Origin of the sequence: Robinsoniella sp. RHS, assembly GCF_001029355.1 — a bacterium.
Classification (GTDB): Bacteria; Bacillota; Clostridia; order Lachnospirales; family Lachnospiraceae; genus Robinsoniella; species Robinsoniella peoriensis.
In genome coordinates this window covers 1-23,286 of sequence record NZ_JNGB01000069.1, presented here as the reverse complement: position 1 = coordinate 23,286, position 23,286 = coordinate 1, and the positions used below count along the sequence as shown (strand labels likewise).

Genomic DNA, 23,286 nt, shown 5'->3' with positions numbered 1-23,286 from the left:
TTATGGATGAGCCCACGAGAGGAATCGATGTAGGAGCGAAAGCGGCTATCTACCGTATGATGGTAGATCTTGCAAAAGGGGGCATGGCTATTATCATGATCTCATCTGAAATGCCGGAGCTGATTGGAATGAGTAACCGTATCATCGTAATGTCCAGAGGCAAGATTACGGGAGAACTTCAGGGAGATGAAACGAAATCACAGCAGACAATTTTAAAATTAGCATTATAGCCTGTAGCATTTTCAAAGACGCTATAGAGCTTCTTTGAAAATTCATTCCCGCCATCTGCACACCCCGCTTTGCGGAATATTTGCCCCGAATTCAGGTTACGTGGCCCGCTACGTGCCCTTCATCCGGGACAAATCTCCCGCAAAGTGTAACGCACAGCTGCCAGAAAGCAATTTTAGAACACGCTCTAGGAGGAGAACAAAATGAATAATAAGAAGAATTTGGGAAAGGTACTTCGGGAATTTGGACTGGTATTCGTAATCATATTCATAGTGGTACTTATGACAATTGTTAAACCGGTATTTTTATCCAGCGGAAATATTTTAAATATTCTTCGGCAGGTATCCATCAACGGTATCCTGGCAGTGGGAATGACTTTCATTATCCTGACAGGAGGAATTGACCTTTCGGTAGGATCGCTTGTTGCAGTTACCAGTGTCATCAGCGGTTCGCTGCTTATGAATGATGGAAATGTATTTCTGGCATGTGTGGCTGGTGTTTTGGCAGCAGTTGCATTCGGCATATTAAATGGCTACCTGGTAGCGTATATTGGTTTTCAGCCATTTATTGCAACCTTAGCCAGTACAACAATCGGTCGGGGATTTGCAATGGTCTATTCCAATGGAAAGCCATATACCATTACAAATGAATCCTTCCTTGCAATCGGGCAGGGAAATGTATTTGGAGTCCCAACACCGATTATCATTCTGGTGATCGTTTGTATCATTGGTCTGGTTGTTTTGAAATGTACCACCTTCGGAAGATATGTATTTGCAATCGGCGGCAATAAGAATGCCGCGAAACTCTCAGGTGTGAAGACGCGTAAAGTGGAAATGATGGTTTACATATTATCCGGTGTCTGCTGCGGTATCGTTGGTTTGATATTATCGGCCCGCATCAGTTCCGGTCAGCCAACGGCAGCAGAGGGATTTGAACTGGATGCCATTGCGGCAACGGCAATTGGCGGTACCAGTATGAGCGGCGGCATCGGCGGCCTGCGCGGAACAATATTCGGCTTTATCATTATTGGATTAATCAGTAACTCACTAAACCTTGTAAATGTCAACTCATTCTGGCAGCAGATTGTAAAAGGCTTCATTATATTGCTGGCTGTATTAATGGACATGAAGACAAAGAGCAGGGAATAACAACTAAGATACCTATTTATTAAAAAATAAGGAGGATAAAGGTATGAAGAAGAAAATGATCAGTGGTTTACTCGCAGTGGCAATGGTGGCTTCAGTTCTCGCAGGATGCGGACAGGGCAGCAGCAAGACAACAGAGGCAGCAAAGACAACAGAGGCAGCAAAGACAACGGATGCGGCAGAGACAACAGAACCGGCAAATACAGAGACATCAGCTGGGACAAAAGCTGCCGATGCAGGCACAGAAGCAGTAGAGAAAGCCACACAGGCGGCCGCAGCCGCTTCAGCAGATAACGGGGATTTCACCATTGGCGTAATTATGAAGGACAATTCAGACACATTTGTTAAGAGAATTGCAGATGCAATTGAGGCAAGAGGAAAAGAGCTGGGTGTAAAATTGCTGATGAATGATGCGGAAGGCGATGTTAACAAGCAGATAGAAATTACAGAGAATCTGATCACACAGCAGGTGGATGCAATTATTTTAAATGCTCAGGATATGGATGGAAGCAGCCCCTGTATTACAAAAGCCAATGAAGCAAACATTCCCATTGTAAACTGTAACTGTGATACGGTAAATAAGGATTACCAGTCCTTTGTAGGATGTGAAGACAAAGAATCCGGTTTGATTGAAGCGAACTATGTATTAGAAAACCTGCCGGAAGGATCCAAAATCTGTGTTATCCAGGGACCGATGGGACAGGCAGGCCAGGTAGGACGCTGGGCAGGTTATGAAGAAGCCGGTTTATTTGATAAATATGAACTGCTGGCTGAGCAGACTGCAAACTGGAAGAGAGAAGAGGCTCTGGCACTGGCAGAAGACTGGATCACTACCTATGGAGACGAATTAAAAGGAATTATCTGCGAAAATGATGATATGGCCCTTGGTGCATTATCTGCATGTAAAGCAGCAGGCAGAACAGATATTATGATCACAGGTGTTGACGCCATTTCTGATGCCCTGACGGCAGTGAAAAATGGTGAAATGGCATGTACGGTTTTCCAGGATGCGGAAGGTCAGGGAGCCACAGCTGTTGATACAGCTCTGGCACTGGCAAAAGGAGAAAAGGTGGAATATGATATCAGAATTCCATTCCAGTTAGTTACCAAAGATAATGTAGACGAATTTATGAATTAATAAAAAGCGGCAGCCTCCGTCAGCATTTACCCTGCCGGAGGCGCCGGTAGAAATGAGGGTGCAGTATGCTTAAGAATATACCAAAGATTATTTCCCCGGAGTTAATGAAAGTAATGATGGAAATGGGACATAGTGATGTACTGATTATAGCCGATGCTAATTATCCGGCAGCGGCACATGCAAAACGGCTGATACGGCTGGAAGGAGTGGAGGTTCCGGAACTGTTGGAAGCAATTTTACCATTTTTTCCACTGGATAATTTTATCGAACATCCGGTCAGGCTCATGCGCAATCTGCCAACTGAGCCCATACCTGAAATATGGGATGTCTATGAACGTATATTAAAAAAACATGATACTGACCGGGCATTTCAAGAATTTGATTTTGCAGACCGCCTTCCCTTTTATGAGGAATCCGAGAAGGCATATCTGGTTGTACAGACCGGAACAACAGCACGTTACGCAAATATTGTATTGCAGAAAGGTGTGTGCTAGAGCGTGTTCTCCCACAAACTGTGACGCACAGGTGCCAGAAAGCAATTTTAAAACACGCTCTAGAGCGTGTTCTCCCACAAACTGGATCATTTTGTGCAATGGAAAATGATGGGTGCCGGAGATTACGTCATGGGACTGGAGCCTGCAAATGCAACCATTGACGGCATTGCAGATGCAATAGAAAACGGCTCGGCCGTGAGGCATTTGAAAATATAAAAAACGGAAAATTACAGAAAAAGTAGATAGAAGCCAGAAAGGAAGAAAAATATGGCAAACCAATCATTAATAGAAAAAGTATTTGAAGAAGGAGGCGGGATTTTCCGCCTAAATCCTACCTTTGTACCAAGAAGATTTGGAAAGGCAGGACACCGATTAAAATTACACCCTGATGATTATTATGCACTGGGAATTGAGAGAGGGTCTATTAAGGAAAGATGGTTTTCCTCCACAATTCCAGCTAATAACGGACCGCTGGCAGCACCGGACGAGGGAATGAGTTATGTAGCCGTATCTTATGAAACAGATGAAAAATTTACATTAAAGGAAGCTATTGATACAATGGGTGAGAAAATTGTGGGAAAAGAACTCATGAAAAAGTATGGGGGATGGCCCATGTATTCAAAATTCTTTGATTTCGAAAATCCTTTGTTCCATCATGTCCACCTTACCTTTGAGGATGCGGCGAGAGTCGGTAAGCTTGGCAAGCCGGAGTGCTACTATTTCCCCAGGCAGTTAAATAATTACCAGGGAGAATGTGGTGCCACTTACTTTGGTTTTGATCCGGATACAGATCCGGAAGAGGTAAAGAGAAGACTGCGTAATTATAATGAAGATGATACCAGAATTACTGAATTATCCAGGGCTTACCGGGTTCAGCTTGGGACGGGCTGGTATACTCCGGCCGGTGTCATTCATGCTCCGGCATCATATCTTACTTATGAACCACAGTGGAATTCCGATGTAAATTCCGTACAGGAAAATGTAGTTTCCGGAGAAATATATCCTAGGGATATGCTGGTAGAGGAATGCCCGGATGACAAGAAGGATGACATAGATTATATTTTTGGCTTGCTGGACTGGGAAAAGAATACGGATCCCCATTACAAACAGACCTATTTCAGGCCGCCTGTTACAGCGAGTGAGACAGAACAGTACATTGAAAAATGGGTGACTTACGCAAATGATTATGTAGCGGCAAAAGAATTAACCATTTATCCAGGGCAGACAGTAACGATAAAAGATGGGGCGGCTTATGGATGTATCTTTATCCAGGGACATGGGAAAATGGGTGTTTACGATGCAGAAGCGGTGACCCTGCTGCGTTTTGGTCAGCAAAGTTCAGATGAGTTCTTCGTTTCTGAAGGTACTGCAAAAGAGGGTGTTGTAATCACGAATGAGAGTAAGGTAGAGCCATTGGTATTACTAAAACATTTTGGTCCAAACCATCCGGATGTGCCAAAAGAAGTACCGGCATCCTGCGTCAGCAGCCAAATGTGCAAATAGTTACTGCCATTTGATCCGCTGCCTGTAAAATCAAGTAATTACGTCCCCGAATGCAGGAATCAAGCTTGTATTCGGGGATTTTTATATGGAAAGGAGAAGATAGCAGATGAAATATTTGATGGGGATTGACAATGGAGGTACTTTTTCAAAAGCAGCAATCTTTGACCAGGAGGGAAGACAGATATCTGTAGCCAGCGTCCCTTCCGTGACCATTACACCAAAGCCCGGTTATACGGAAAGAGATATGGAAGAACTTTGGGAAATCAATGCAGCAGCAATTCGTGCGGCAATTTCTGACAGCAAAATAAATCCCGATGATATAGCCGGTATATCTTTTTCCGGACATGGAAAAGGGTTGTATATGGTGGGGTATGATGACAAGCCATCCTATAACGGTATCCTGTCTACCGATGCCAGGGCATGGGAGTATGTAGAAAAATGGAATCGCGACGGCACCAGAGAAAAGGTATTCGAGAAATCTTATCAGGAGATACTGGCATGTCAGCCGGTGAGTATTCTGGCATGGTTGAAGGATTACCATTCTGATGTGATTGCAAACACAAAGTTTATTTTCGCAGTAAAAGATTATATCAGATATCGTCTAACTGGAGAAGCATTTGCAGAGTTATCCGATTTTACGGGAGCCAATCTGGTAAATTTAAACACCGGACAGTATGACAGAGAGCATCTGAAACTCTTCGGATTAGAGGAAATATATGAAAAGCTGCCTCCTCTTCGGGGGTCTGCGGATATCTGCGGTTACATAACGGACCAGGCTAGTAAAAAAACCACTCTGCCACAGGGGATTCCGGTTGCGGCGGGTATGTTTGATGTAGATGCCTGCGGGATCGCTTCCGGTTTGTCAGATGAAGAGCAGATGTGCATGATAGCAGGAACCTGGAGTATCAATGAATTCATTGGAAAAGCTCCGGTAACCAACAAAACAGTTGCTCTGAACTCCATGTTCTGCATACCGGGTTATTTTCTGATAGAAGAAAGCAGCCCGACATCTGCCGGAAACATGGAATGGTTCATCCGAAATCTTCTGAACTTTGAAAAAGAGTCGGCAAAAGAAGACGGGAAGTCCATCTATGATATTACTAATAAATGGGTGGAAGAAATAAAGCCGGAGGAGTCCAACGTGATCTTTCTGCCATTTTTAAACGGCTCCAATGAAGATGCACTGGCAAAGGGAACCTTTGTGGGCCTTACCGGATACCACAACAAGAAACATATGCTGCGGGCAGTGTACGAAGGAATTGTATTTTCACATCTGACCCATGTTAAAAAATTACTGCAAAACCGTTCCATGCCATCCAGCATCCGGCTTTCCGGGGGTGCAGCTAATTCTGATGTATGGGTTCAGATTTTTGCCGATGCACTGCAGATACCGGTTGATGTGATTGAAGACAAAGAACTGGGGGCACAGGGAGCGGCAATGGCAGCTGGAATAGCAGCAGGAATCTACACTGATTATCAGGATGCCATCCGACGAACGGTCACTATCACTAAAACGGTGATGCCCCGTTTGGGATACAAAGAGATATATGAAGAAAAGTATACGGCTTATCGTGCGGTAATCAATGGGCTGAGCGGGACCTGGAAATATTTTAAAAATTGAAAAAAGAAAGGATAAAAAATGAAAGCATATACCCTTGGTTTATACGAAAAAGCAATGCCTCCTGACCTTACCTGGGAAGAAAAGCTTCAGGCTGCAAAATCTGCCGGTTTTGATTTTGTGGAAATCAGCATAGATGAAACGGAAGAAAAGCTGGCAAGGCTTGACTGGTCAAAAAAAGAAAGGCTGGAACTGATCGATACCATGTTTGCAGCGGGCATTCCCATAAGAAGTATGTGCCTGAGCGGGCACCGCAAATATCCCCTTGGAAGCAATAATCCGGAAATTGCAGGCAGAGGAATGGAAATAATGGAGAAAGCAATTTGCCTTGCGGATGACCTGGGAATTCGGATTATCCAATTGGCAGGCTATGACGTATACTATGAACAATCCACCCCGGAAACAGTCCGGCGGTTTGAAAAAAACCTGAAAAAAGCGGTAATGATGGCGGCAAGTCTGGGTATTACATTAGGATTTGAAACCATGGAAACGGAGTTTATGAACACCGTGGAAAAGGCAATGAACTATGTCAAAAATATAAATTCTACCTATCTGACGGTATATCCGGACAGCGGTAATATTAAAAATGCATCGGTCAGCTATGACACCAATGTTCAAAAAGATTTACGAACAGGTGCCGGGCATATTACATCTGTTCACTTAAAAGAGACAGTGCCCGGAAAGTTTCGGGAGATTCCTTTTGGAACAGGGCATGTAAATTTCGAAGAAATGATTGCTGCCGCCTGGGAAATCGGTGTGCGTAAATTTGTAACAGAATTCTGGTATACAGGGAGCGGGAAGTGGAAAGACGATCTGAAGGATGCCCGTAACAGAATGGGCAAAATATTAGATAAGATGGAGGCATGAGAGTTCTGACTGCACCCCAGGTAACCCAGGATAAACATTTCATGCGTAAACATTTCATGCGTAAACATTTCATGCATAAACATGGACCAAATGCCTACTATGGGCAAAAATAACAGGAAAGGGAATAAAATGGAGAAAAAAATACAGGAAAATCATACTGCTGATTCAGGAAATTCCGCAAGCAGGCTTGCGGCAGGCAAGGGTTCAAGAATGAGGATGGCAATTCTGGGAGCAGGCCAGATTGCACATAAAATGGCTGCGACTATAACAAAAATGGAAATGGTAGAGGCATACGCAATCGCAGCAAGAGATGCCAAACGGGCACAGTCTTTTGCAGAACAATACGGCTTTACGAAAGCATATGGCTCTTATGAAGAAATGCTTTCTGATAAAGAAGTTGATCTGGTATATATAGCAACCCCGCATTCTCATCATTATGAGCATATCAGACTGTGCCTGGCACATCAGAAACATGTTCTATGTGAAAAATCATTTACGGTAAATGCCAGGCAGGCGAGGGAAGTACTGCAAATGGCAGAAGAAAAAGGACTCCTTCTGACAGAAGCAATCTGGACAAGATATATGCCGTCCCGGAAAATGGTAAATGATATTATAGACAGCGGAGTCATAGGTAAGGCAGCATCACTGACAGGCAATCTGGGCTACGCTCTGAAAAGTGTAACCAGGATGGTAGAACCGTCCCTGGCTGGCGGGGCATTGCTGGATGTGGGAGTCTATATGGTAAACTTCGCAATGATGGTCTTCGGAAATAAAATCAGCAAAGTAACTTCCAGTGTAGTGATGTCTGAAAAAGGAGTAGATTATTCGGACAGCATCACCATGATATTTGAGGGCGGGGAAATGGCTGTGATGCACAGCAGTATGCTTGGCGCACTGAATCGCAGGGCAAGCATCTTTGGTGAAAAAGGCTACATAGAGATCACAAATGTAAATAACATAGAGCACATCAGAGTCTTCGACGAAAATTACAGAGAATTAGCAGATTACACGCCTCCGGAACAGATCACCGGATATGAATATGAGGTAGAAGCCTGCCGCAGGGCGATACAGGAAGGGAGAACCCAGTGCAGTGAGATGCCTCATGAAGAAACTATCCGGGTGCTGGAGATTATGGATGATATGCGGAGGTCCTGGGGGTATCAGATTCCTGGGGAGAATCAATAAGGTTTAAAGTTATAGCTTTGCGGTGTCACGGTGTACTATTGTAGTGCACCGTGATAAGAAACCACGCTGTTTTACACCATGGCCCAGCATCTCGGAAACTAAAAGCAATCTCACATCTGCAATACCTACTTAATCTAATTCTTCAATTCTCTTAGCACCATAAGAATAAACCCCATTTCTAATTACAAATAGCAAAATCCCCAGAACAATACAAAAGAACAACGCGATTAATATAGAAGGAAGTCCCAAAATAATATAAAGGGCAAATGCTCCGCCTGCCATTGCGAATCCCACGATCCACACTGCAAACAGCAGAATCGTTGCAGTGAAATTCTGTTTCACGGCAGCCTGTTCGCTTTCCCAGATGAGTTTCGGGTTTGTAAGGTCAGCCCACAGTGCGGCATAGTTAATCATAAGCAGTGTAAGCACCGTAATGACCGGGCATAAAATAATCACAAGGAAATTTGCATTCAGCAAAACCATGCCCAGAACCGTACAGATGATTGTGTAAGGCAGTGTCGCTGCAAGGCAGATCAAAAAACCATTCAAAATCTTAGCCCGAAGCTGATCCCGGATAGACATAGGAATATATTTCATAAAGATGTATCCCTGTCCTTCTCTGGAAATGCAGGTACTGGTTACCATACAGGAACCGCCGATAAAAATCGGGAGTACAAAGGAAAGCAGCAATAAAACTGCGGTAACGGTATTCCCGGCGGTGGAAGCCAGCTGAGTCAGTATTGGTAACAGGCTTACCTTGGAGCCAGCTAAGGAAATAATGATCGGTATGCCTATTAAAAGAGGGAAAATTAACGGTGTCATCAGGCAGTTCATAAAATATACCGGTGTACGGAAGAGCAGTTTGAACTCTTTAATGGCATAGGCTTTTACCGGACTTTTACTGCGGCTGTAGGATTCTTTCTCCGTCTGCGACATTTTTTTGCGCTTTGATGTTACTTCCTGCATCCCCATAACTCCGCCAAAGTAAATTCTGTCAGCAATAAATAAAAAGATAACCAGAAATACTCCCGCCAGTAAAATAAATAATAGCATGGATACAATACTGGAATGAACTAAAGCATCCCCTGCAAATGTTAAATTAGGAAATATTATATTCAATTTGTCAAGCAGATTTTTGTTAGCAATCACCAGATTTGCCATTTGAGCTGCATCCGGCGTACGGTTTACCATCATGCTGGCACCGCAGATAATAAAAATCATTAAAAAGGAGCATACGGTGCTGATCATCTCTTTGTTCTTAATATTTTTAAATACCCGCATCATCAAAATTGCAATCAGTGACGCATAAATCAATGGAATAACCGGAAGCACCAAAACAACCAGGATCATAAAGAGCCAGAATAGAACGCCCCCTTGTGATTCAAAACCATACCCAATAAATGGAGGCAGGATAAACAGGGCGATGATCAGGTATTCATAAATTAAAACAGCGGTAAATTTTGCACCAATAATCTGCCAGGGCTTCAATGGCAGGGGCAGCAGCGTTTCCAGGTCAGAAGACAGGAAGAACACGGATACCACATAAGGCAGTGCAAATACCAATACAGTAAAGGAAGCTGCATAGCAGAGCAGTTGAACCGGAGTTTCCGGCATATTTAATTGTGCAAAAGTATGATAAAAGGTTCGTCCAAAAGCGAATAAAGAACCGGCAAGGGGCAGTAAGCAAACTGCAAGTACTACCAAAAGCAGGAGCTGACTGTTGCCTCCTGCAGACCGTTTCTTCTTTTGACTACTGCCATTTTTGGTGACAGGCGTCATTCCCAGGCCACTTTTTAAAAGAATCTTTGTAAGTATAAAAAATTTATGCATTCCTTGTTATCTCCAGGAAGATATTTTCCAGTGAATCTTCGCCAGGATGGATTGTTTTTAACTCGTCAAGCGTTCCCAGGAATAACAGCTTGCCTTTGTTAATGATCGCCACCTGATCACATAGTTTTTCAGCTACTTCCAGTACGTGTGTGGAAAAAAGGACTGATTTTCCGGTAGATGCATGTTCCCGCATCATTTCTTTCAGTACGTATGCGGAATTTGGATCCAAACCGGTAAGGGGTTCATCCAGAATCCATATTGAAGGATTATGGATCAGGGCGCCCATTACCATAATCTTTTGCCGCATTCCGTGGGAGTATCCCATAATCCGGCTGTTCAGCGCCTCTTCCATGTCAAAGCGTTTGGCAAAGCTATCTATGAGGGACGATCTCGTCTGCGAGGGTACCTCGTAGATATCTGCCATAAAGTTCAAATACTCAATTCCTTTCAGTCTGAGAAAATTGTCAGGGGAATCAGAAACAAATCCAAACTGTTTTTTTGCCTCTGTAGGATTACGGGATATATCCAGTCCGTTCAGAGTGATGCTGCCGTCATCAGGCCTGGTGATACCGGTAATCATTTTCAAAGTTGTAGTCTTACCGGCACCATTTGGTCCGATAAATCCGGTAATTTTGCCATCTTCAATGTTCCAGTTCAAGGAATCGACAGCTTTCTTCCCACTGTTACCGTAAGTCTTGGAAACATTTGTCAGATTAATCATAGCTTTCTCCTTCGTGTTCTTTGAAATTTTAGAGTTTATCTATAAAGTTTTCTATATTTTACTCCTATAAAGTCAAATAAACAAGTAAAATTTTGGCAAAGCAGATTACCTGCTCCGCTTTCTCATATGTGTTCGTACGTATTTCATAAGCTGTACTACAGGAAGGTTAATCAGAGCCAGATCGTACACCGTCAGTATCTGGGAAAGTTCCAGAGGAGCGACTTTAAAAACGCTGTGCAGTTCCGGTATGAAAAGTACGGCATTAATCAGGGCAACACCGATAACAAATGCTGCGATTAAGTAAATGTTATTAAAGAATTTTTTAGTTAAAAGCACCGGTCTTTCAGATTTACAGTTAAATCCATGAACCAGTCGGGCCAGGCAGAGGGTGGCAAATGCCATTGTGCTTCCTACTTCAGCTCCGGAGGCATGATATCCCAGAACAAAGGCAATCATGGTGGTAACTCCGATAGAAAGTCCTTCCACGCCGATTCCCAACAGAAAGCCTCTTGTTAATATGGATTCATTCCGTGGGCGGGGACGCTGCTTCATAACTTCTGTACTGTGAGGTTCCAGACCTAGTGCAATAGCCGGAAGGCTGTCGGTCAGAAGATTGATGAAGAGCAGGTGCACGGGTGCAAAGGGAACCGGCAGGCATCGCAGAGATGCATACAGTACTGCCAGAATTGCCCCAAAGTTACCCGATAACAGGAACTTAATCGAGTTTTTAATATGTGAGTAGACATTTCTGCCGTTTTCAATGGCTTTTACAATTGTGGCGAAATTATCATCGGTGAGAACCATAGATGCAGCATCTTTGGCAACCTCGCTTCCGGTGATGCCCATAGCAACCCCGATATCAGCCTGTTTCAGGGCGGGCGCGTCATTGACACCATCTCCGGTCATGGCGACAATATGATCTTTGTTCTGCCATGCTTTTACGATACGGATTTTATGTTCAGGAGAAACCCGTGCATATACCCTGACCTTCTCTACATATTTTTCAAGCTCTTCATCAGAGAGATTCTCGATATCAGAGCCCTCGCATGCCTGAGACATATCGGTTAAGATGCCAATTCTTCTGGCTATGGCGGAAGCCGTAATTTTATGGTCTCCGGTTATCATAACAGGGGTAATTCCAGCTTCAATACACCGGGCAACTGCTTCGGCCGATTCTTTACGCGGAGGGTCCATCATAGCCACAAGACCCAGAAAGGTAAGATTATTTTCATCAGCCATTTTAAGGGGCATGGGGCGTTCTACCGTTTTATAGGCAAATGCCAGTACCCGCAGTCCGTTTTTGGAGTAATATTCATTCATCTGTTTCAGCTTTGCCGTATCCCGCACGGTAATATTACGGATCTGTCCGTCTTTTTCAATATAAGAAAGGCGTTTTACCAGTACGTCCACGGCACCTTTGGTAATCATAACCATATGGCGGTCTATAGAATGAAGAGTGGACATCAGTTTTCGGTTACTGTCAAAAGGAAGTTCACTGACTCTGGGGCTGCGCTTTCGTATGGATGCAGTAGGGAAAGAAAAAGATTCTCCCGCATGTATCAACGCAGTTTCCGTAGGATCTCCAATTTCTTTCCCATCGGTACCGGACGCATCATTACACAAAACACTGTAAGTCATAAGTTTATTCTGAGCAGAATTATCCAGATCCAGGCTGGATATTGCAATATCCTTGCCGTTTGTATAATAATGTTCTACCGTCATTTTATTTTGTGTCAGAGTACCTGTTTTATCGGAACATATGACAGAAACGCTTCCAAGTCCTTCCACTGCCTGGAGTTTTCGGATGATTGCATTTTCCGCAGCCATTTTCTGGGTGCCGTAGGACAGGACGATTGTGACGATAGAACTAAGTGCTTCGGGTATTGCGGCTACTGCCAGGGCAATCGCAAAGAGAAAAGAATCTCCGATATCGGCACCATGCCAGATATCCAGACAAAAAACCAGGGTGCAGATAGCCATAATCAGAGCAGACAGTTTTTGTCCGAAATTATCCAGATTCACCTGGAGGGGTGTCTTTTTTTCGGAAGTAGATTTTAGGAGGCTTGCAATCTTACCAACCTGGGTATCCATTCCGATAGCCGTAACAAGAAAACTGCCTCTGCCGTATGTGACAAAGCTTCCTGAAAATACCATATTAGTCTGATCCCCGATAGCAAGTTCGCCAGCCAGAGGATGGTCGGTTTTTTCTACGCTGACACTCTCGCCGGTAAGGGCACTTTCATTAATCTTGAGACTGGCATTTTCCATAATGCGCCCGTCAGCAGGAATGCTGTCTCCCGCTTCTAAAAGAACCAGATCACCGATAGTAACCTCTTTGGAAGGAATTTCTACGATGGTGCCGTCTCTTTTTACCTTAGCGAGAGGAGCAGATAAGGTTTTCAGGCTTGCAAGGGAGTGCTCGGCTTTAATTGTCTGGGCTGTTCCCAGGATAGCATTGACTGTAATAACGACTAAAATTACCACCGTGCTTTCAATATCCCCCATAACACCTGAGATTACGGCAGAAACAATCAGGATAACCACCAGGAAATCCATAAACTGTTCCAGGAATATCTGCAGCAGATTTTTCTTTTTACCTTCAATTAATATATTCTTACCGTATTTTTCCTGATTTGCCTTTGCCTTTCGGGTAGTCAGAAACGGGTCAGAGCCGTTTATCTGTTGTCTGACTTCTTCTTTTGAAAGATTGTAATACATTTGCATGAATGCGCCTCCTTGAGATGATTTCCGATAGAGCGGATAACGGATATGCGAAATAACGACATATGACCCCATGCAGTATCGGGGATCAGACTGCGATACTGCTTTGCCTTTATCATTATAGATATGTAGTCTATGGGGACAAATATGTATGGAGAATGAGAAATCTAATTTGTGTTTTGCTGATAAAGATGCTTTGATATCTCAATCTATAAAGCGCAGTAATCAACAAAACCCCAAGTTTCTCCCCGCAACATCCTCTTTTACTTGCAACCAACCCCAGATACTGCTAAAATAACAGAATAAAATAACAGCATATAGCAATAGCTTAAAATAAAGAATACAAATAAGCAGTAGTTTCGCAGTGCAATCTGCGTTATGCATGGAGGAAAAGCTTGAAAGAAAAGCGCTTTCAAACTACTTATTAAGTCATTGTCGCAGGCAGGCCTGCGATATGCAGGAGGGAAAAGTATGATATTTGACAGCCATGCCCATTATGATGATGAGGCGTTTGACGAAGACAGAGAGAGCCTGCTTGGCAGTATGCAGGAGAATGGAATTGGATATATTGTAAATGTAGGTGCAAGCTTACGGGGCGTGGAGGACACGGTAAAGCTCACAAAGAGCTATCCCTTTATATATGGAGCAGTTGGAATTCATCCGGATGAGGCAGGAGACTTGAATGAAGAGCGTTTGCTTTGGCTGGAGAAACTGTGTGAAGAGGAGAAGATCGTTGCGGTAGGAGAGATTGGTCTGGACTATTATTGGGACAAGGAGTCCCACGAAGTCCAGAAGGAATGGTTTGCAAGGCAGCTTGCCCTTTCCAAAAAAGCAGGTCTGCCGGTGATTATCCACAGCAGGGATGCGGCAAAGGATACCATAGATGTTATGAAGGCAGAACACGCAGGCAGCACAGGCGGTGTAATCCACTGTTTCTCCAATTCCAGGGAAATGGCACGGGATTATGTCAACATGGGCTATTATATTGGAATCGGCGGTGTTGTCACCTTTAAAAATGCCAAAGTAATGAAAGAGGTTGCAGAATATGTGCCTCTGGAACAGATTCTGATTGAGACAGACTGCCCTTATCTGGCACCGGCTCCTAATCGCGGAAAACGGAACTCGTCTCTGTTCCTGCCCTATATAATAGAAGAAATCGCACGTATCAAAGGGATATCAAAAGAATTAGTAGAAGAGAAGACCTGTGAAAATGCATTGAAAATGTACCAGATAAAATCATGAGAAGAAGAGGTAACGAATGGAAAAATTATCAAATCCCCAGAAAACTATAGAGGTCATTCAAAAGTATGAATTTGCCTTTCAAAAAAAGTTTGGTCAGAACTTTTTAATCGATGGTCACGTACTGGATAAAATTATTCGTTCTGCCAATATTACAAAGGATGATTTTGTGCTGGAAATCGGACCGGGCATCGGAACAATGACCCAGTATCTGGCTGAAGCTGCAAGAGAGGTGGCGGCAGTAGAGATTGATAAAGCGCTGATTCCGATTTTAGAGGATACCCTGGCTTCCTATGATAACATAACAGTCATAAATGAAGACGTTCTGAAACTGGATATCAAGCAGCTTGTGATGGAGCGAAACGGCGGCAGACCGGTTAAAGTAGTGGCGAATCTTCCGTACTATATTACTACGCCAATCATTATGGGGTTATTTGAAAGCCATGTTCCCATCGACAGTATTACCGTCATGGTACAAAAAGAAGTGGCACAGAGAATGCAGTCAGGGCCGGGGAGCAAGGACTACGGTGCACTTTCACTTGCGGTACAGTATTACGCCGAGCCGTATATTGTTGCAAATGTGCCACCCAATTGCTTTATGCCCCGTCCAAAAGTAGGAAGTGCAGTAATACGGCTGACAACATACAAAGAAGCTCCCATCGATGTAAAGGATGAGCGTCTGATGTTCCGGATCATCCGTGCGTCATTTAACCAGAGAAGAAAAACGCTGGTAAATGGGTTGAATAACTCACCTGAGATTCCGATTTCCAAGGAGATCATTGCAGAAGCGATTGAGGAACTTGGGGTTTCACCCACTATCCGGGGGGAGGCGCTTACGCTGAGTGAGTTTGCAAGGCTCAGTAACATCATTTCGGCAAAAGAATGAACTGCATCAAATGAATAAACTGCATCAAATGAATTTAATATAAAAACCGGGAATAAAGAAAACGTAAAGTCTTCTTTATTCCCGGTTTTTATTATGGCTTCAATATCATTTTATCAATCCCCAGGAAGTTCTTAATTACTACGCAGGCGCCGCCCAGCAAAATAGCGGTGTCCTGCAGTCCGGATGGGAGGATGGTACAGTATTTATCCATACGGTTGCAGAGAGATTCCTGGATCTGCTTTGTAATATCCGGTATATACATAGTAAAAGCGCTGTTAATTACGATCAGATTAGGATTAAACGTATTCAGAATATTATTAATGCCGATTGCCATATATTTGACAAATTGCTGAATGACCTCCAGGGCATCACTGTCTTGCGCCTGATAAGAACGGATCAATGCGTCAATGGAAACTTCCGTACTGGCTTTACGCCTTGCGTAATCCTTCAGGATTGCCCGTTCTGAAGCATATTGCTCAAAACATCCATGATTGCCGCAGGGGCAGGCGCGCCCGTCAGGAACGATGATTGTGTGTCCGAACTCTCCTGCATAACCGTTATACCCGGTATAAAGCTGATCATCAATCAGAATTCCCATTCCAATACCGGAATGTATACTCAGGTTAATAATATTGGGATAATCAAAATAAAAAGTGCGTTCTCCCAAAACGGATAGATTAGCTTCATTATCCATATAGACAGGTACATGGAAGTGTTCCGATAAGGAATCAGAAAGGTTCTCTTCTTTTATGGAATAGTATGGGGTGAACATCACATGATTGTTATGCACTACTCCGTGAATACCAATACTGATACCAACGACCCCGTGAACAGTAGGAGTTAGCCCCTCTATAGTTTTCTCGATAATAGAGATCAATATAGGAAGAATTTCCAGGTCATGGGATGAATTTTTATATTGTTTGACAAAACAATGGGTTCCTTTCAGGTCAGAGGTGAGTACCGTTATGTAATCTACGCTAACATCCAGTGAAATTACATGGCCGCCGGATTGGTTGAGATCCAGAAGGATTGGCTTACGGCCCTTGTCTGTCTTGGCACTGCCAATTTCAATAACCAGGTGCTCATCCATCAAAACCTGGACAATCGCTGAAATAGTGGCTTTTGTAAGCCCAAGTGCCTTGGCGAGGTCCGCCCTTGAAATGGGACCGTTGTTAACAATCGATTCCAAAACAAGATGGCTGTTAATATCACGGATTAATTCCTTGCTTCCTGTTATCATAATATCCTCCATTATAGTTTAATGACTATATTAAGTATATCATAGAAAAAGTAATTAGGACAGACTAAAAAATGATCTTTCGTAATTCTTAAAAATTTTTTTGTTTATTCTATGCTATAATATATTATATTATGGGCTTATTGTATGGAAATGGAAGAATGTGTTTTCTTTATAGGAAAAACTGTTTTATTAAGCTATTTAGAGACTGGAATGATATATATTGTATTAATTAAACAGGTGAGGTGGATTGAATGTCAGTAAAAAAGGATTTTTATTATTTATCGGATGATCAGGAAACAAAAATTCATGCAGTAAAATGGATGCCGGACGGAGAGGTCAGGGCGGTTCTCCAGATTGCTCATGGAATGGTTGAATTCATTGAGAGGTACGACGAATTTGCAGGTTATATGGCAGACCATGGATTCCTGGTGGTTGGAAATGACCATCTGGGGCATGGAGACTCCATTAAGTCCAAAGAGTATTACGGTTATTTTGCAAAAGAGAATGGGAACCGGACGCTCATACGGGATATGCATAAACTAAGGTGTATCACGGAAGAAGAATATGCAGGCCTACCTTATTTTATTCTGGGGCACAGCATGGGATCTTTTTTGACCAGACAGTATATCTGCTGTCATGGAAAAGGGCTGGCCGGAACCATTATTATGGGAACCGGGTATAAGCCGAGATTTGCAGTGAAGGCAGGAATCGTACTGACTGCAATACTGGCGAAAAGACATGGCTGGATGTACCGCAGCAGGCTCGTAGATGCAATGGCATTTGGTGGTTATAACAGGAATTATAAACCGGCAAGGACAGACAGGGACTGGCTTTGCCGGGATGAGAAGGTCGTGGATGCTTATATTGCTGAAGAAAAATGCCAGTTTTTATTTACACTGAATGCTTACCATAATCTTTTTCATGGACTATATAAATTAACTTTTGAAGAATATTTAGAACGAATGCCCCGGGAGATGCCTGTCCTGTTTGTATCGGGGGAGGATGATCCGGTAGGCGACCAGGGCAGAGGCGTAAAAAAAGTTGTCGAGACATTCCGAAAAACAGGAATGAAGGATATTTCCTGCAAACTTTATCCGGATGACCGTCATGAAATTTTGAATGAACTGGATAGAAAACAGGTTTACCGGGATATTCTGCAATGGTTAAACCGGCTGATTTAAAATAGTGGATCGTATATTTTGGTACAGGCATTTTTCAAACACGTTCTGCACCAGAAGGAATAGGGAGTTAACATGTTTAATATACTAGTTTGCGATGATGACAAGGAGATTATGGATGCTGTTGAAATATATTTGAATCAGGAAGGATATGAAGTCTATAAAGCGCTGGATGGCGAATATGCCTTGCAGACCCTAAAAGTGGTAGAAATCCATCTTGTGATTGCAGATATAATGATGCCAAAGCTGGACGGAATAGCGTTGACAAAGGAAATCAGAAAAAACAGCGGGGTTCCGATTATTATCCTTTCAGCAAGATCAGAAGATACGGATAAAATCATGGGGCTGGATATAGGTGCGGATGACTATCTGACAAAACCTTTTAATCCCCTGGAGCTTGTGGCAAGGGTCAAATCCCAGCTCAGGCGATATACGAAACTGGGGAATTATGTAAAAGGAGATATAACCGTTCTCTATCGTACGGGCGGCCTTGTAATTAATGATGAAGAAAAAGAAGTTACAGTAGATGGAGTGATTGTAAAACTTACGCCTATTGAATATAATGTTTTGCTTTTGCTGGTGAAAAATAAGGGCAAGGTTTTTTCCATAGACCAGATCTATGAAAGCATCTGGAACGAGGTGGCAATCGGTGCCGACAATACGGTGGCTGTACATATCAGACATATCAGAGAAAAAATTGAGATCAATCCCAAAAGCCCCCGGTATCTAAAAGTAGTATGGGGGATTGGCTATAAAGTTGAGAGCATAGCAGATGAAGAATAACGGGCAGGAAACAAAATGTAAAGAGGATGAGTTTCGGGCAGCGAGAAAGATTGTAACACTGACCGTGGAATACATGTCACTGATTATTATCATTTGCTCTTTTATGATCAGTCTCAGCATGATGACTTCTCTGGAAGATTTTCAAAATGCATTTGGAAAGCCGTATCCGGAAACGGCTAAATACGAGACACAGGTGGAAGAGAAGATCGGTCAGCTGCATGAATTTCTGGAGGGCTGCAATAAATTTGAAACGGATGGGATTTACGATCCGGATAGAATCGTTGATATAGAAAATTACGCATTACATAAGAATATTACAGGTCAAAGTGAAGGAGGATTATCTTACCGTCTTCACGATCTTTTGCAATGGGCTCAGCAGGGGGCAGAGTTGGACAATGAGGAAGCCTATTCCCCCATAGGATATAAAGATATTGAGGAATATGCCCGGAAGACGGGAAAAGACAGAGATAAACTATATCTGTATGTGAAGAGCACAATAGCAGGAATCTGGGACGATGTATGGCACTATAATACTTTGAAAGTGGAATTTAACGGTAAGAATACCAATTTGAAATACATTGTTCTGGATAAAAATAACAAGCAGGTCTATGGGAATACAGGATTGTCAGAGGAACAGATTTTAGATCTGGGTACCTATGTAGTGCTGGATTATAAAAAACTGGAGTACGATGCCAATCTTAAATTTAAGAAAAATATATACAGTAATCTGGGTAGAGGAATTTCGCCTAATTGTATTGACAGCCGTATCGTGATTGGAATCGATACATCATTCCTGGTGCAGGATGAATTTTATGATATGAAAGAACGATATGAGAACTGGATGCCATGGAGCCGTGCGGCTGCAGTTGTATGCGGTGTTTTTATATTTATCTGGCTGTCATCGATCGGATATTACACCAATATCGCAGGATTGGAAAAAGGGGAATTCGCACTGATGAAACTGGACGCATTTCCAATAGAGGTGCTGACGCTGATAAGCGGAATGGTATTCGCACTGGGTGGTCATCTGGCATATCTGAGCTATCAGCATCTAGGGATTTTTCCAGGTATTGCCGGAGTGCTATTTTCCCTTGCAGGATTTGCAAATGGAATGTTTATTGTGTGGTATGGCAGCATGGTGCGCCGGGTAAAGGGAGGTGTATTTTTAAAATACAGCACCATTTACAACCTGTGGCGGGAGTTATCTCATATGATATATAAGAGGAAAATTTCGATTAGAATTCTTGTCTGGTATATAGGATTTTTAATCGTCAATATTCTGGGAATACTTTCCATCACTTATCTGGGAGTATGGGGAATGCCCCTTACAATAATACTGGAATTAATTATCGGAATTAATTTAGTAAAGATGTCAGTGCAGCAGGATAAGATATCAACAGGAATAGATCAGATTTTAAAAGGAGATTTTGATTATAAAATAGACGGGTCAAAATTTTTGCCGGCAAATAAAAGGCTGGCAGATTCCGTAAATAAAATGAGTAACAGTCTGGAGTCAATCATAGAGAAAAATACCAAAAGTGAAAGACAGAAGACAGATTTGATTACAAATGTATCACATGATATCAAGACACCGCTGACATCGATCATTAATTATGTGGATTTGTTAAAAAGACTGGAATTATCAGATCAAAAGGCACAGAACTACTTAGAGATACTGGACCAGAAGTCACAGCGGCTTAAATATTTAACGGAAGACCTGCTGGAAGCATCTAAAATAAGTTCGGGAAACATCCTTCTAGAGTATATAAATATTAATTTCAAAGAACTTATCCTGCAGACAGCAGGAGAATTTGATGACCAGTTCAAAGCTAGAAGACTGGAACTGGTAACGAGTGTTCCGGATCATCCCATTATAATCCGTGCAGACAATACACGTATCTGGCGTGTTATCGAAAACCTGTATAATAATGTTGTAAAATATGCCATGCCTGGTACCAGGGTTTATGCCACAATACGCACCGAAAATGAAAAGATGATTTTTTCCATTAAAAATATATCGGAATATTCTCTCAATATGGAAGCCGAAGAGCTGACCGAGCGTTTTATACAGGGGGATAAATCCAGAAGCACAGAAGGAAGCGGTCTTGGATTATCAATTGCAAGATCCCTTACAGAAATGCAGGGTGGAGAATTTCGCATCAGCGTAGATGGCGACCTGTTCAAAGCAGTATTAATATTTCCAATAGTACAGCATGAAGTTTGCAGCACCTTATCAGTGTAACAACAGCCAGTCCGGTTATTAAATGGACTGGCTGTTGTAAACATACTGTATATAAGTATGTAATTATTCTGATTTTTCATTGGAAGAATTCGTTGTAGGAGAAAGGTTCTTAAAAGCAGATGGTTCCATAATCTCGGGAATATCGCTGGAAGAATTATCCTCCTCCGTTTCTTCAGGAATATAGCGGTCAAATATTTTAACAAAGAAATAAGAATTAATAAAAGCGATAAGTGCAAATCCGATCAGTATCCATACAATTAAACCATAGGCAAATACAATAGGGATCATCAGAGTAGCTCCGGCAGGAACAACAGCAACAATCAATATTAAAAATGTATATGGCAGATGTCTGATGGACATAAACAGTGAATTCTTAAAAGTATTTTTAATAGAATTCACAAATTTGGATAAAATCGGGAAAATGTAAGATAATACAAATGCATATACAACGGCAACCACCATAAGACCATAACGCATGACAGTAGTCAGTGTAGATTTCATCTGTCCTGTTATCCGGAAATCCATCAGCAGGATAATTCCGGCTACCAGCATAATCAGCCAGATAATCGTACTCTGCTTAAAATTTTCCTTAAAAGATTTGAAGAAACCTTTTATAATATAAGATTCTTCGTTACGCGCCATTTTCAGCGTCACATAATACATAGCCGTACAGGAAGCACCGATAGTAACAATCGGGATACAGCATATAAGAAATACAACGTTCAACATCATCAAGTCTGCTACCCTGGACATAAAAGTAAAGAACTTATTGTCCATACTAAAAAATCTACCCATTCTAAACTACCTCTTTTAACGATTTATTTGTTTACATCAAATTATATAGGATTATAGGGAAAAATGCAAATAAATAAAGCATAAACTTAGGGAATTTCACAGATCTTTTAAAAAATTTTTCTCCTTGACTTTTCATTCCGTGCTACATATAATGAAAATTAGCAATATATATAGAAAAGACGATGACGAAGACAGTACATTTATTTTGTCAGTGTGTCTGGGAAATACGGACATATATCTGATAATCAACGAAATTTACAGCGAGCCGGTGGTGGTGGAAGTCCGGTAAGAGTAGGATAGATGGAATATCACTTCAGAGTTTCAGGCTGAATAATAGTAGGTGCTGACGGTTTTCCACCGTTAACAGGAACGCGTATGATAGTATGTTGTAACAGGTGGTTAACGAAGTGTATGACTCTCGTCCTTTTACAGGGATGGGAGTTTTTTTGTGCACATTCATTCCACAAACTGGAACGCACAGCTGGAATAAAGCAATTCAAACACGCTCTAACGCATAAAATTTAAGGAGGAATATAATCATGTACGACAAAGTTTCTACGAATCTTAATTTTGTTGACCGGGAGAAGAAGACAGAGAAGTTCTGGGAAGACAACCAAATTTTTGCAAAAAGTATTGATAACCGTGAGGGATGTGAGACCTACACATTCTATGACGGGCCGCCTACCGCAAATGGCAAACCTCACATCGGCCACGTTTTAACCCGTGTAATCAAAGATATGATCCCAAGATACCAGACGATGAAAGGGAAGATGGTTCCACGTAAAGCAGGCTGGGATACCCACGGTCTTCCGGTAGAGCTGGAAGTGGAAAAAATGCTGGGTCTGGACGGCAAAGAGCAGATTGAAGAATATGGTCTGGAACCATTTATCAAATACTGTAAAGACAGCGTCTGGAAATACAAGGGCATGTGGGAAGACTTCTCTGCAACCGTAGGATTCTGGGCAGATATGGAGCACCCTTACGTAACTTATGACAATAACTTTATCGAATCCGAGTGGTGGGCGCTAAAGCAGATCTGGGACAAAGGACTGTTATATAAAGGATATAAAATCGTACCTTACTGCCCAAGATGCGGAACACCTCTCTCCAGTCATGAAGTTGCCCAGGGATATAAGGATGTAAAGGAACGTTCAGCCATTGCCAAATTTAAAGTAAAAGGCGAAGAAGCATATATTCTGGCATGGACAACCACTCCGTGGACCCTGCCTTCAAACGTGGCACTTTGTGTAAATCCGAAGGAGACTTATGTCAAAGTATCCATGAAAGAAGATGGAACGGTTTATTATCTGGCACAGGCACTTTGTGATAAAGTACTGGGCGAAGACAACTACGAGGTACAGGAGACTTATGTAGGAACAGATTTGGAATATAAAGAATATGAGCCACTATTCCCATTTACCACACCGGCGAAAAAAGCTTACTTTGTAACCTGTGCTGACTATGTTACTTTAA

21 protein-coding genes and 1 pseudogene are annotated in these 23,286 nt (G+C 42.4%); 17 read left to right on the top strand and 5 right to left on the bottom strand.

Annotated features, from left to right (window positions below; all coding sequences use genetic code 11):
* The 11 genes and pseudogenes from RHS_RS20820 to RHS_RS20785 all read left to right on the top strand — a co-directional run.
* Positions 1–230 (top strand): annotated as a pseudogene (locus RHS_RS20820) (D-xylose ABC transporter ATP-binding protein); the annotation flags it as partial.
* 34 nt (positions 231–264) lie between these two features.
* On the top strand, positions 265–435 hold the full coding sequence (locus tag RHS_RS31545; RefSeq protein ID WP_395013518.1) for a DUF6783 domain-containing protein: 171 nt from the start codon (positions 265–267) through the stop codon (positions 433–435).
* Positions 432–1,376: an ABC transporter permease gene (locus RHS_RS20815; RefSeq protein ID WP_047834251.1), complete on the top strand. Its 945-nt coding sequence runs from the start codon at positions 432–434 to the stop codon at positions 1,374–1,376. The genes RHS_RS31545 and RHS_RS20815 overlap by 4 nt, the downstream gene beginning before the upstream one ends.
* Before the next feature lie 43 nt (positions 1,377–1,419).
* Positions 1,420–2,511, top strand: coding sequence for a substrate-binding domain-containing protein (locus RHS_RS20810; protein ID WP_377142974.1), 1,092 nt, complete (start codon positions 1,420–1,422; stop codon positions 2,509–2,511).
* 65 nt (positions 2,512–2,576) lie between these two features.
* Positions 2,577–3,005, top strand: a complete 429-nt coding sequence (locus RHS_RS20805) for an RbsD/FucU family protein (protein ID WP_047834250.1) — start codon at positions 2,577–2,579, stop codon at positions 3,003–3,005.
* Complete coding sequence (locus tag RHS_RS31540) at positions 2,917–3,114, top strand: DUF6783 domain-containing protein (RefSeq protein ID WP_395023153.1); 198 nt, start codon at positions 2,917–2,919, stop codon at positions 3,112–3,114. Before RHS_RS20805 ends, RHS_RS31540 begins: the two co-directional genes overlap by 89 nt.
* Positions 3,072–3,221 (top strand): DUF4432 family protein, encoded by a 150-nt coding sequence (locus RHS_RS31535; RefSeq protein WP_377142970.1) that lies wholly within the window; start codon positions 3,072–3,074, stop codon positions 3,219–3,221. The genes RHS_RS31540 and RHS_RS31535 overlap by 43 nt, the downstream gene beginning before the upstream one ends.
* Positions 3,222–3,272: 51 nt before the next feature.
* Positions 3,273–4,508 (top strand): hypothetical protein, encoded by a 1,236-nt coding sequence (locus RHS_RS20800; RefSeq protein WP_044294346.1) that lies wholly within the window; start codon positions 3,273–3,275, stop codon positions 4,506–4,508.
* Positions 4,509–4,614: 106 nt separating this feature from the next.
* The gene (locus RHS_RS20795) at positions 4,615–6,129 is read left to right on the top strand and encodes an FGGY-family carbohydrate kinase (RefSeq protein ID WP_047834249.1); all 1,515 of its coding nucleotides are present in this window, start codon (positions 4,615–4,617) and stop codon (positions 6,127–6,129) included.
* An 18-nt stretch (positions 6,130–6,147) separates the two neighbouring features.
* Positions 6,148–6,993: an L-ribulose-5-phosphate 3-epimerase gene (locus tag RHS_RS20790; protein WP_047834248.1), complete on the top strand. Its 846-nt coding sequence runs from the start codon at positions 6,148–6,150 to the stop codon at positions 6,991–6,993.
* A gap of 210 nt (positions 6,994–7,203) precedes the next feature.
* Positions 7,204–8,178, top strand: a complete 975-nt coding sequence (locus tag RHS_RS20785) for a Gfo/Idh/MocA family protein (RefSeq protein WP_047834253.1) — start codon at positions 7,204–7,206, stop codon at positions 8,176–8,178.
* Positions 8,179–8,307: 129 nt separating this feature from the next.
* Here RHS_RS20785 and RHS_RS20780 read toward each other — a convergent pair whose 3' ends face one another.
* The 3 genes from RHS_RS20780 to RHS_RS20770 form a co-directional block, all read right to left on the bottom strand.
* Positions 8,308–10,008 carry a hypothetical protein gene (locus RHS_RS20780; protein WP_047834247.1) on the bottom strand — a complete coding sequence of 567 codons (1,701 nt, stop codon included), beginning with the start codon at positions 10,006–10,008 and terminating at the stop codon, positions 8,308–8,310.
* Complete coding sequence (locus RHS_RS20775; protein WP_027295597.1) at positions 10,001–10,729, bottom strand: ABC transporter ATP-binding protein; 729 nt, start codon at positions 10,727–10,729, stop codon at positions 10,001–10,003. The genes RHS_RS20780 and RHS_RS20775 overlap by 8 nt, the downstream gene beginning before the upstream one ends.
* Positions 10,730–10,834: 105 nt before the next feature.
* Positions 10,835–13,453 carry a cation-translocating P-type ATPase gene (locus RHS_RS20770; RefSeq protein WP_027295598.1) on the bottom strand — a complete coding sequence of 873 codons (2,619 nt, stop codon included), beginning with the start codon at positions 13,451–13,453 and terminating at the stop codon, positions 10,835–10,837.
* Positions 13,454–13,921: 468 nt separating this feature from the next.
* Between RHS_RS20770 and RHS_RS20765 the strand changes: the two genes are divergently transcribed.
* Both RHS_RS20765 and rsmA read left to right on the top strand, forming a co-directional pair.
* On the top strand, positions 13,922–14,692 hold the full coding sequence (locus RHS_RS20765; RefSeq protein WP_047834246.1) for a TatD family hydrolase: 771 nt from the start codon (positions 13,922–13,924) through the stop codon (positions 14,690–14,692).
* A 16-nt stretch (positions 14,693–14,708) separates the two neighbouring features.
* Positions 14,709–15,575, top strand: a complete 867-nt coding sequence (rsmA, locus tag RHS_RS20760) for a 16S rRNA (adenine(1518)-N(6)/adenine(1519)-N(6))-dimethyltransferase RsmA (protein WP_047834245.1) — start codon at positions 14,709–14,711, stop codon at positions 15,573–15,575.
* A 91-nt stretch (positions 15,576–15,666) separates the two neighbouring features.
* Here rsmA and RHS_RS20755 read toward each other — a convergent pair whose 3' ends face one another.
* Positions 15,667–16,815, bottom strand: coding sequence for an ROK family protein (locus tag RHS_RS20755; protein WP_047834244.1), 1,149 nt, complete (start codon positions 16,813–16,815; stop codon positions 15,667–15,669).
* A 251-nt stretch (positions 16,816–17,066) separates the two neighbouring features.
* Here RHS_RS20755 and RHS_RS20750 point away from each other — a divergent pair, with 251 nt between their 5' ends.
* The 3 genes from RHS_RS20750 to RHS_RS31530 all read left to right on the top strand — a co-directional run bounded on the left by RHS_RS20750 (position 17,067) and on the right by RHS_RS31530 (position 21,018).
* Positions 17,067–17,996, top strand: coding sequence for an alpha/beta fold hydrolase (locus RHS_RS20750; RefSeq protein ID WP_047834243.1), 930 nt, complete (start codon positions 17,067–17,069; stop codon positions 17,994–17,996).
* Positions 17,997–18,068: 72 nt separating this feature from the next.
* The gene (locus tag RHS_RS20745) at positions 18,069–18,776 is read left to right on the top strand and encodes a response regulator transcription factor (RefSeq protein WP_027295603.1); all 708 of its coding nucleotides are present in this window, start codon (positions 18,069–18,071) and stop codon (positions 18,774–18,776) included.
* Positions 18,766–21,018: a HAMP domain-containing sensor histidine kinase gene (locus RHS_RS31530; RefSeq protein ID WP_052430754.1), complete on the top strand. Its 2,253-nt coding sequence runs from the start codon at positions 18,766–18,768 to the stop codon at positions 21,016–21,018. Before RHS_RS20745 ends, RHS_RS31530 begins: the two co-directional genes overlap by 11 nt.
* 63 nt (positions 21,019–21,081) lie before the next feature.
* On the opposite strand, the gene RHS_RS20735 is transcribed toward RHS_RS31530, so the two are convergent.
* Complete coding sequence (locus RHS_RS20735; protein WP_044289608.1) at positions 21,082–21,813, bottom strand: YesL family protein; 732 nt, start codon at positions 21,811–21,813, stop codon at positions 21,082–21,084.
* 539 nt (positions 21,814–22,352) lie between these two features.
* On the opposite strand from RHS_RS20735, the gene RHS_RS20730 reads away from it, so the two are divergent.
* Positions 22,353–23,286, top strand: a 934-nt coding sequence (locus RHS_RS20730) for a class I tRNA ligase family protein (RefSeq protein WP_047834242.1), incomplete at its 3' end; no start/stop codon positions are given.

What these genes read in the sequence shown, in the direction of transcription:
- RHS_RS20800 (WP_044294346.1), top strand. Translation starts at nt 3,273, where the DNA reads ATGGCAAACCAATCATTAATAGAAAAAGTATTTGAAGAAGGAGGCGGG.
- RHS_RS20750 (WP_047834243.1), top strand. Translation starts at nt 17,067, where the DNA reads ATGTCAGTAAAAAAGGATTTTTATTATTTATCGGATGATCAGGAAACA.
- RHS_RS20745 (WP_027295603.1), top strand. Translation starts at nt 18,069, where the DNA reads ATGTTTAATATACTAGTTTGCGATGATGACAAGGAGATTATGGATGCT.
- RHS_RS20795 (WP_047834249.1), top strand. Translation starts at nt 4,615, where the DNA reads ATGAAATATTTGATGGGGATTGACAATGGAGGTACTTTTTCAAAAGCA.
- RHS_RS20755 (WP_047834244.1), bottom strand. Translation starts at nt 16,815, where the DNA reads ATGATAACAGGAAGCAAGGAATTAATCCGTGATATTAACAGCCATCTT.
- RHS_RS20775 (WP_027295597.1), bottom strand. Translation starts at nt 10,729, where the DNA reads ATGATTAATCTGACAAATGTTTCCAAGACTTACGGTAACAGTGGGAAG.
- RHS_RS20785 (WP_047834253.1), top strand. Translation starts at nt 7,204, where the DNA reads ATGAGGATGGCAATTCTGGGAGCAGGCCAGATTGCACATAAAATGGCT.
- RHS_RS20810 (WP_377142974.1), top strand. Translation starts at nt 1,420, where the DNA reads ATGAAGAAGAAAATGATCAGTGGTTTACTCGCAGTGGCAATGGTGGCT.
- RHS_RS20770 (WP_027295598.1), bottom strand. Translation starts at nt 13,453, where the DNA reads ATGCAAATGTATTACAATCTTTCAAAAGAAGAAGTCAGACAACAGATA.
- RHS_RS20790 (WP_047834248.1), top strand. Translation starts at nt 6,148, where the DNA reads ATGAAAGCATATACCCTTGGTTTATACGAAAAAGCAATGCCTCCTGAC.
- RHS_RS20765 (WP_047834246.1), top strand. Translation starts at nt 13,922, where the DNA reads ATGATATTTGACAGCCATGCCCATTATGATGATGAGGCGTTTGACGAA.
- RHS_RS20780 (WP_047834247.1), bottom strand. Translation starts at nt 10,008, where the DNA reads ATGCATAAATTTTTTATACTTACAAAGATTCTTTTAAAAAGTGGCCTG.
- RHS_RS20805 (WP_047834250.1), top strand. Translation starts at nt 2,577, where the DNA reads ATGCTTAAGAATATACCAAAGATTATTTCCCCGGAGTTAATGAAAGTA.
- RHS_RS20815 (WP_047834251.1), top strand. Translation starts at nt 432, where the DNA reads ATGAATAATAAGAAGAATTTGGGAAAGGTACTTCGGGAATTTGGACTG.
- RHS_RS20735 (WP_044289608.1), bottom strand. Translation starts at nt 21,813, where the DNA reads ATGGGTAGATTTTTTAGTATGGACAATAAGTTCTTTACTTTTATGTCC.
- rsmA (WP_047834245.1), top strand. Translation starts at nt 14,709, where the DNA reads ATGGAAAAATTATCAAATCCCCAGAAAACTATAGAGGTCATTCAAAAG.
- RHS_RS31530 (WP_052430754.1), top strand. Translation starts at nt 18,766, where the DNA reads ATGAAGAATAACGGGCAGGAAACAAAATGTAAAGAGGATGAGTTTCGG.
- RHS_RS31540 (WP_395023153.1), top strand. Translation starts at nt 2,917, where the DNA reads ATGAGGAATCCGAGAAGGCATATCTGGTTGTACAGACCGGAACAACAG.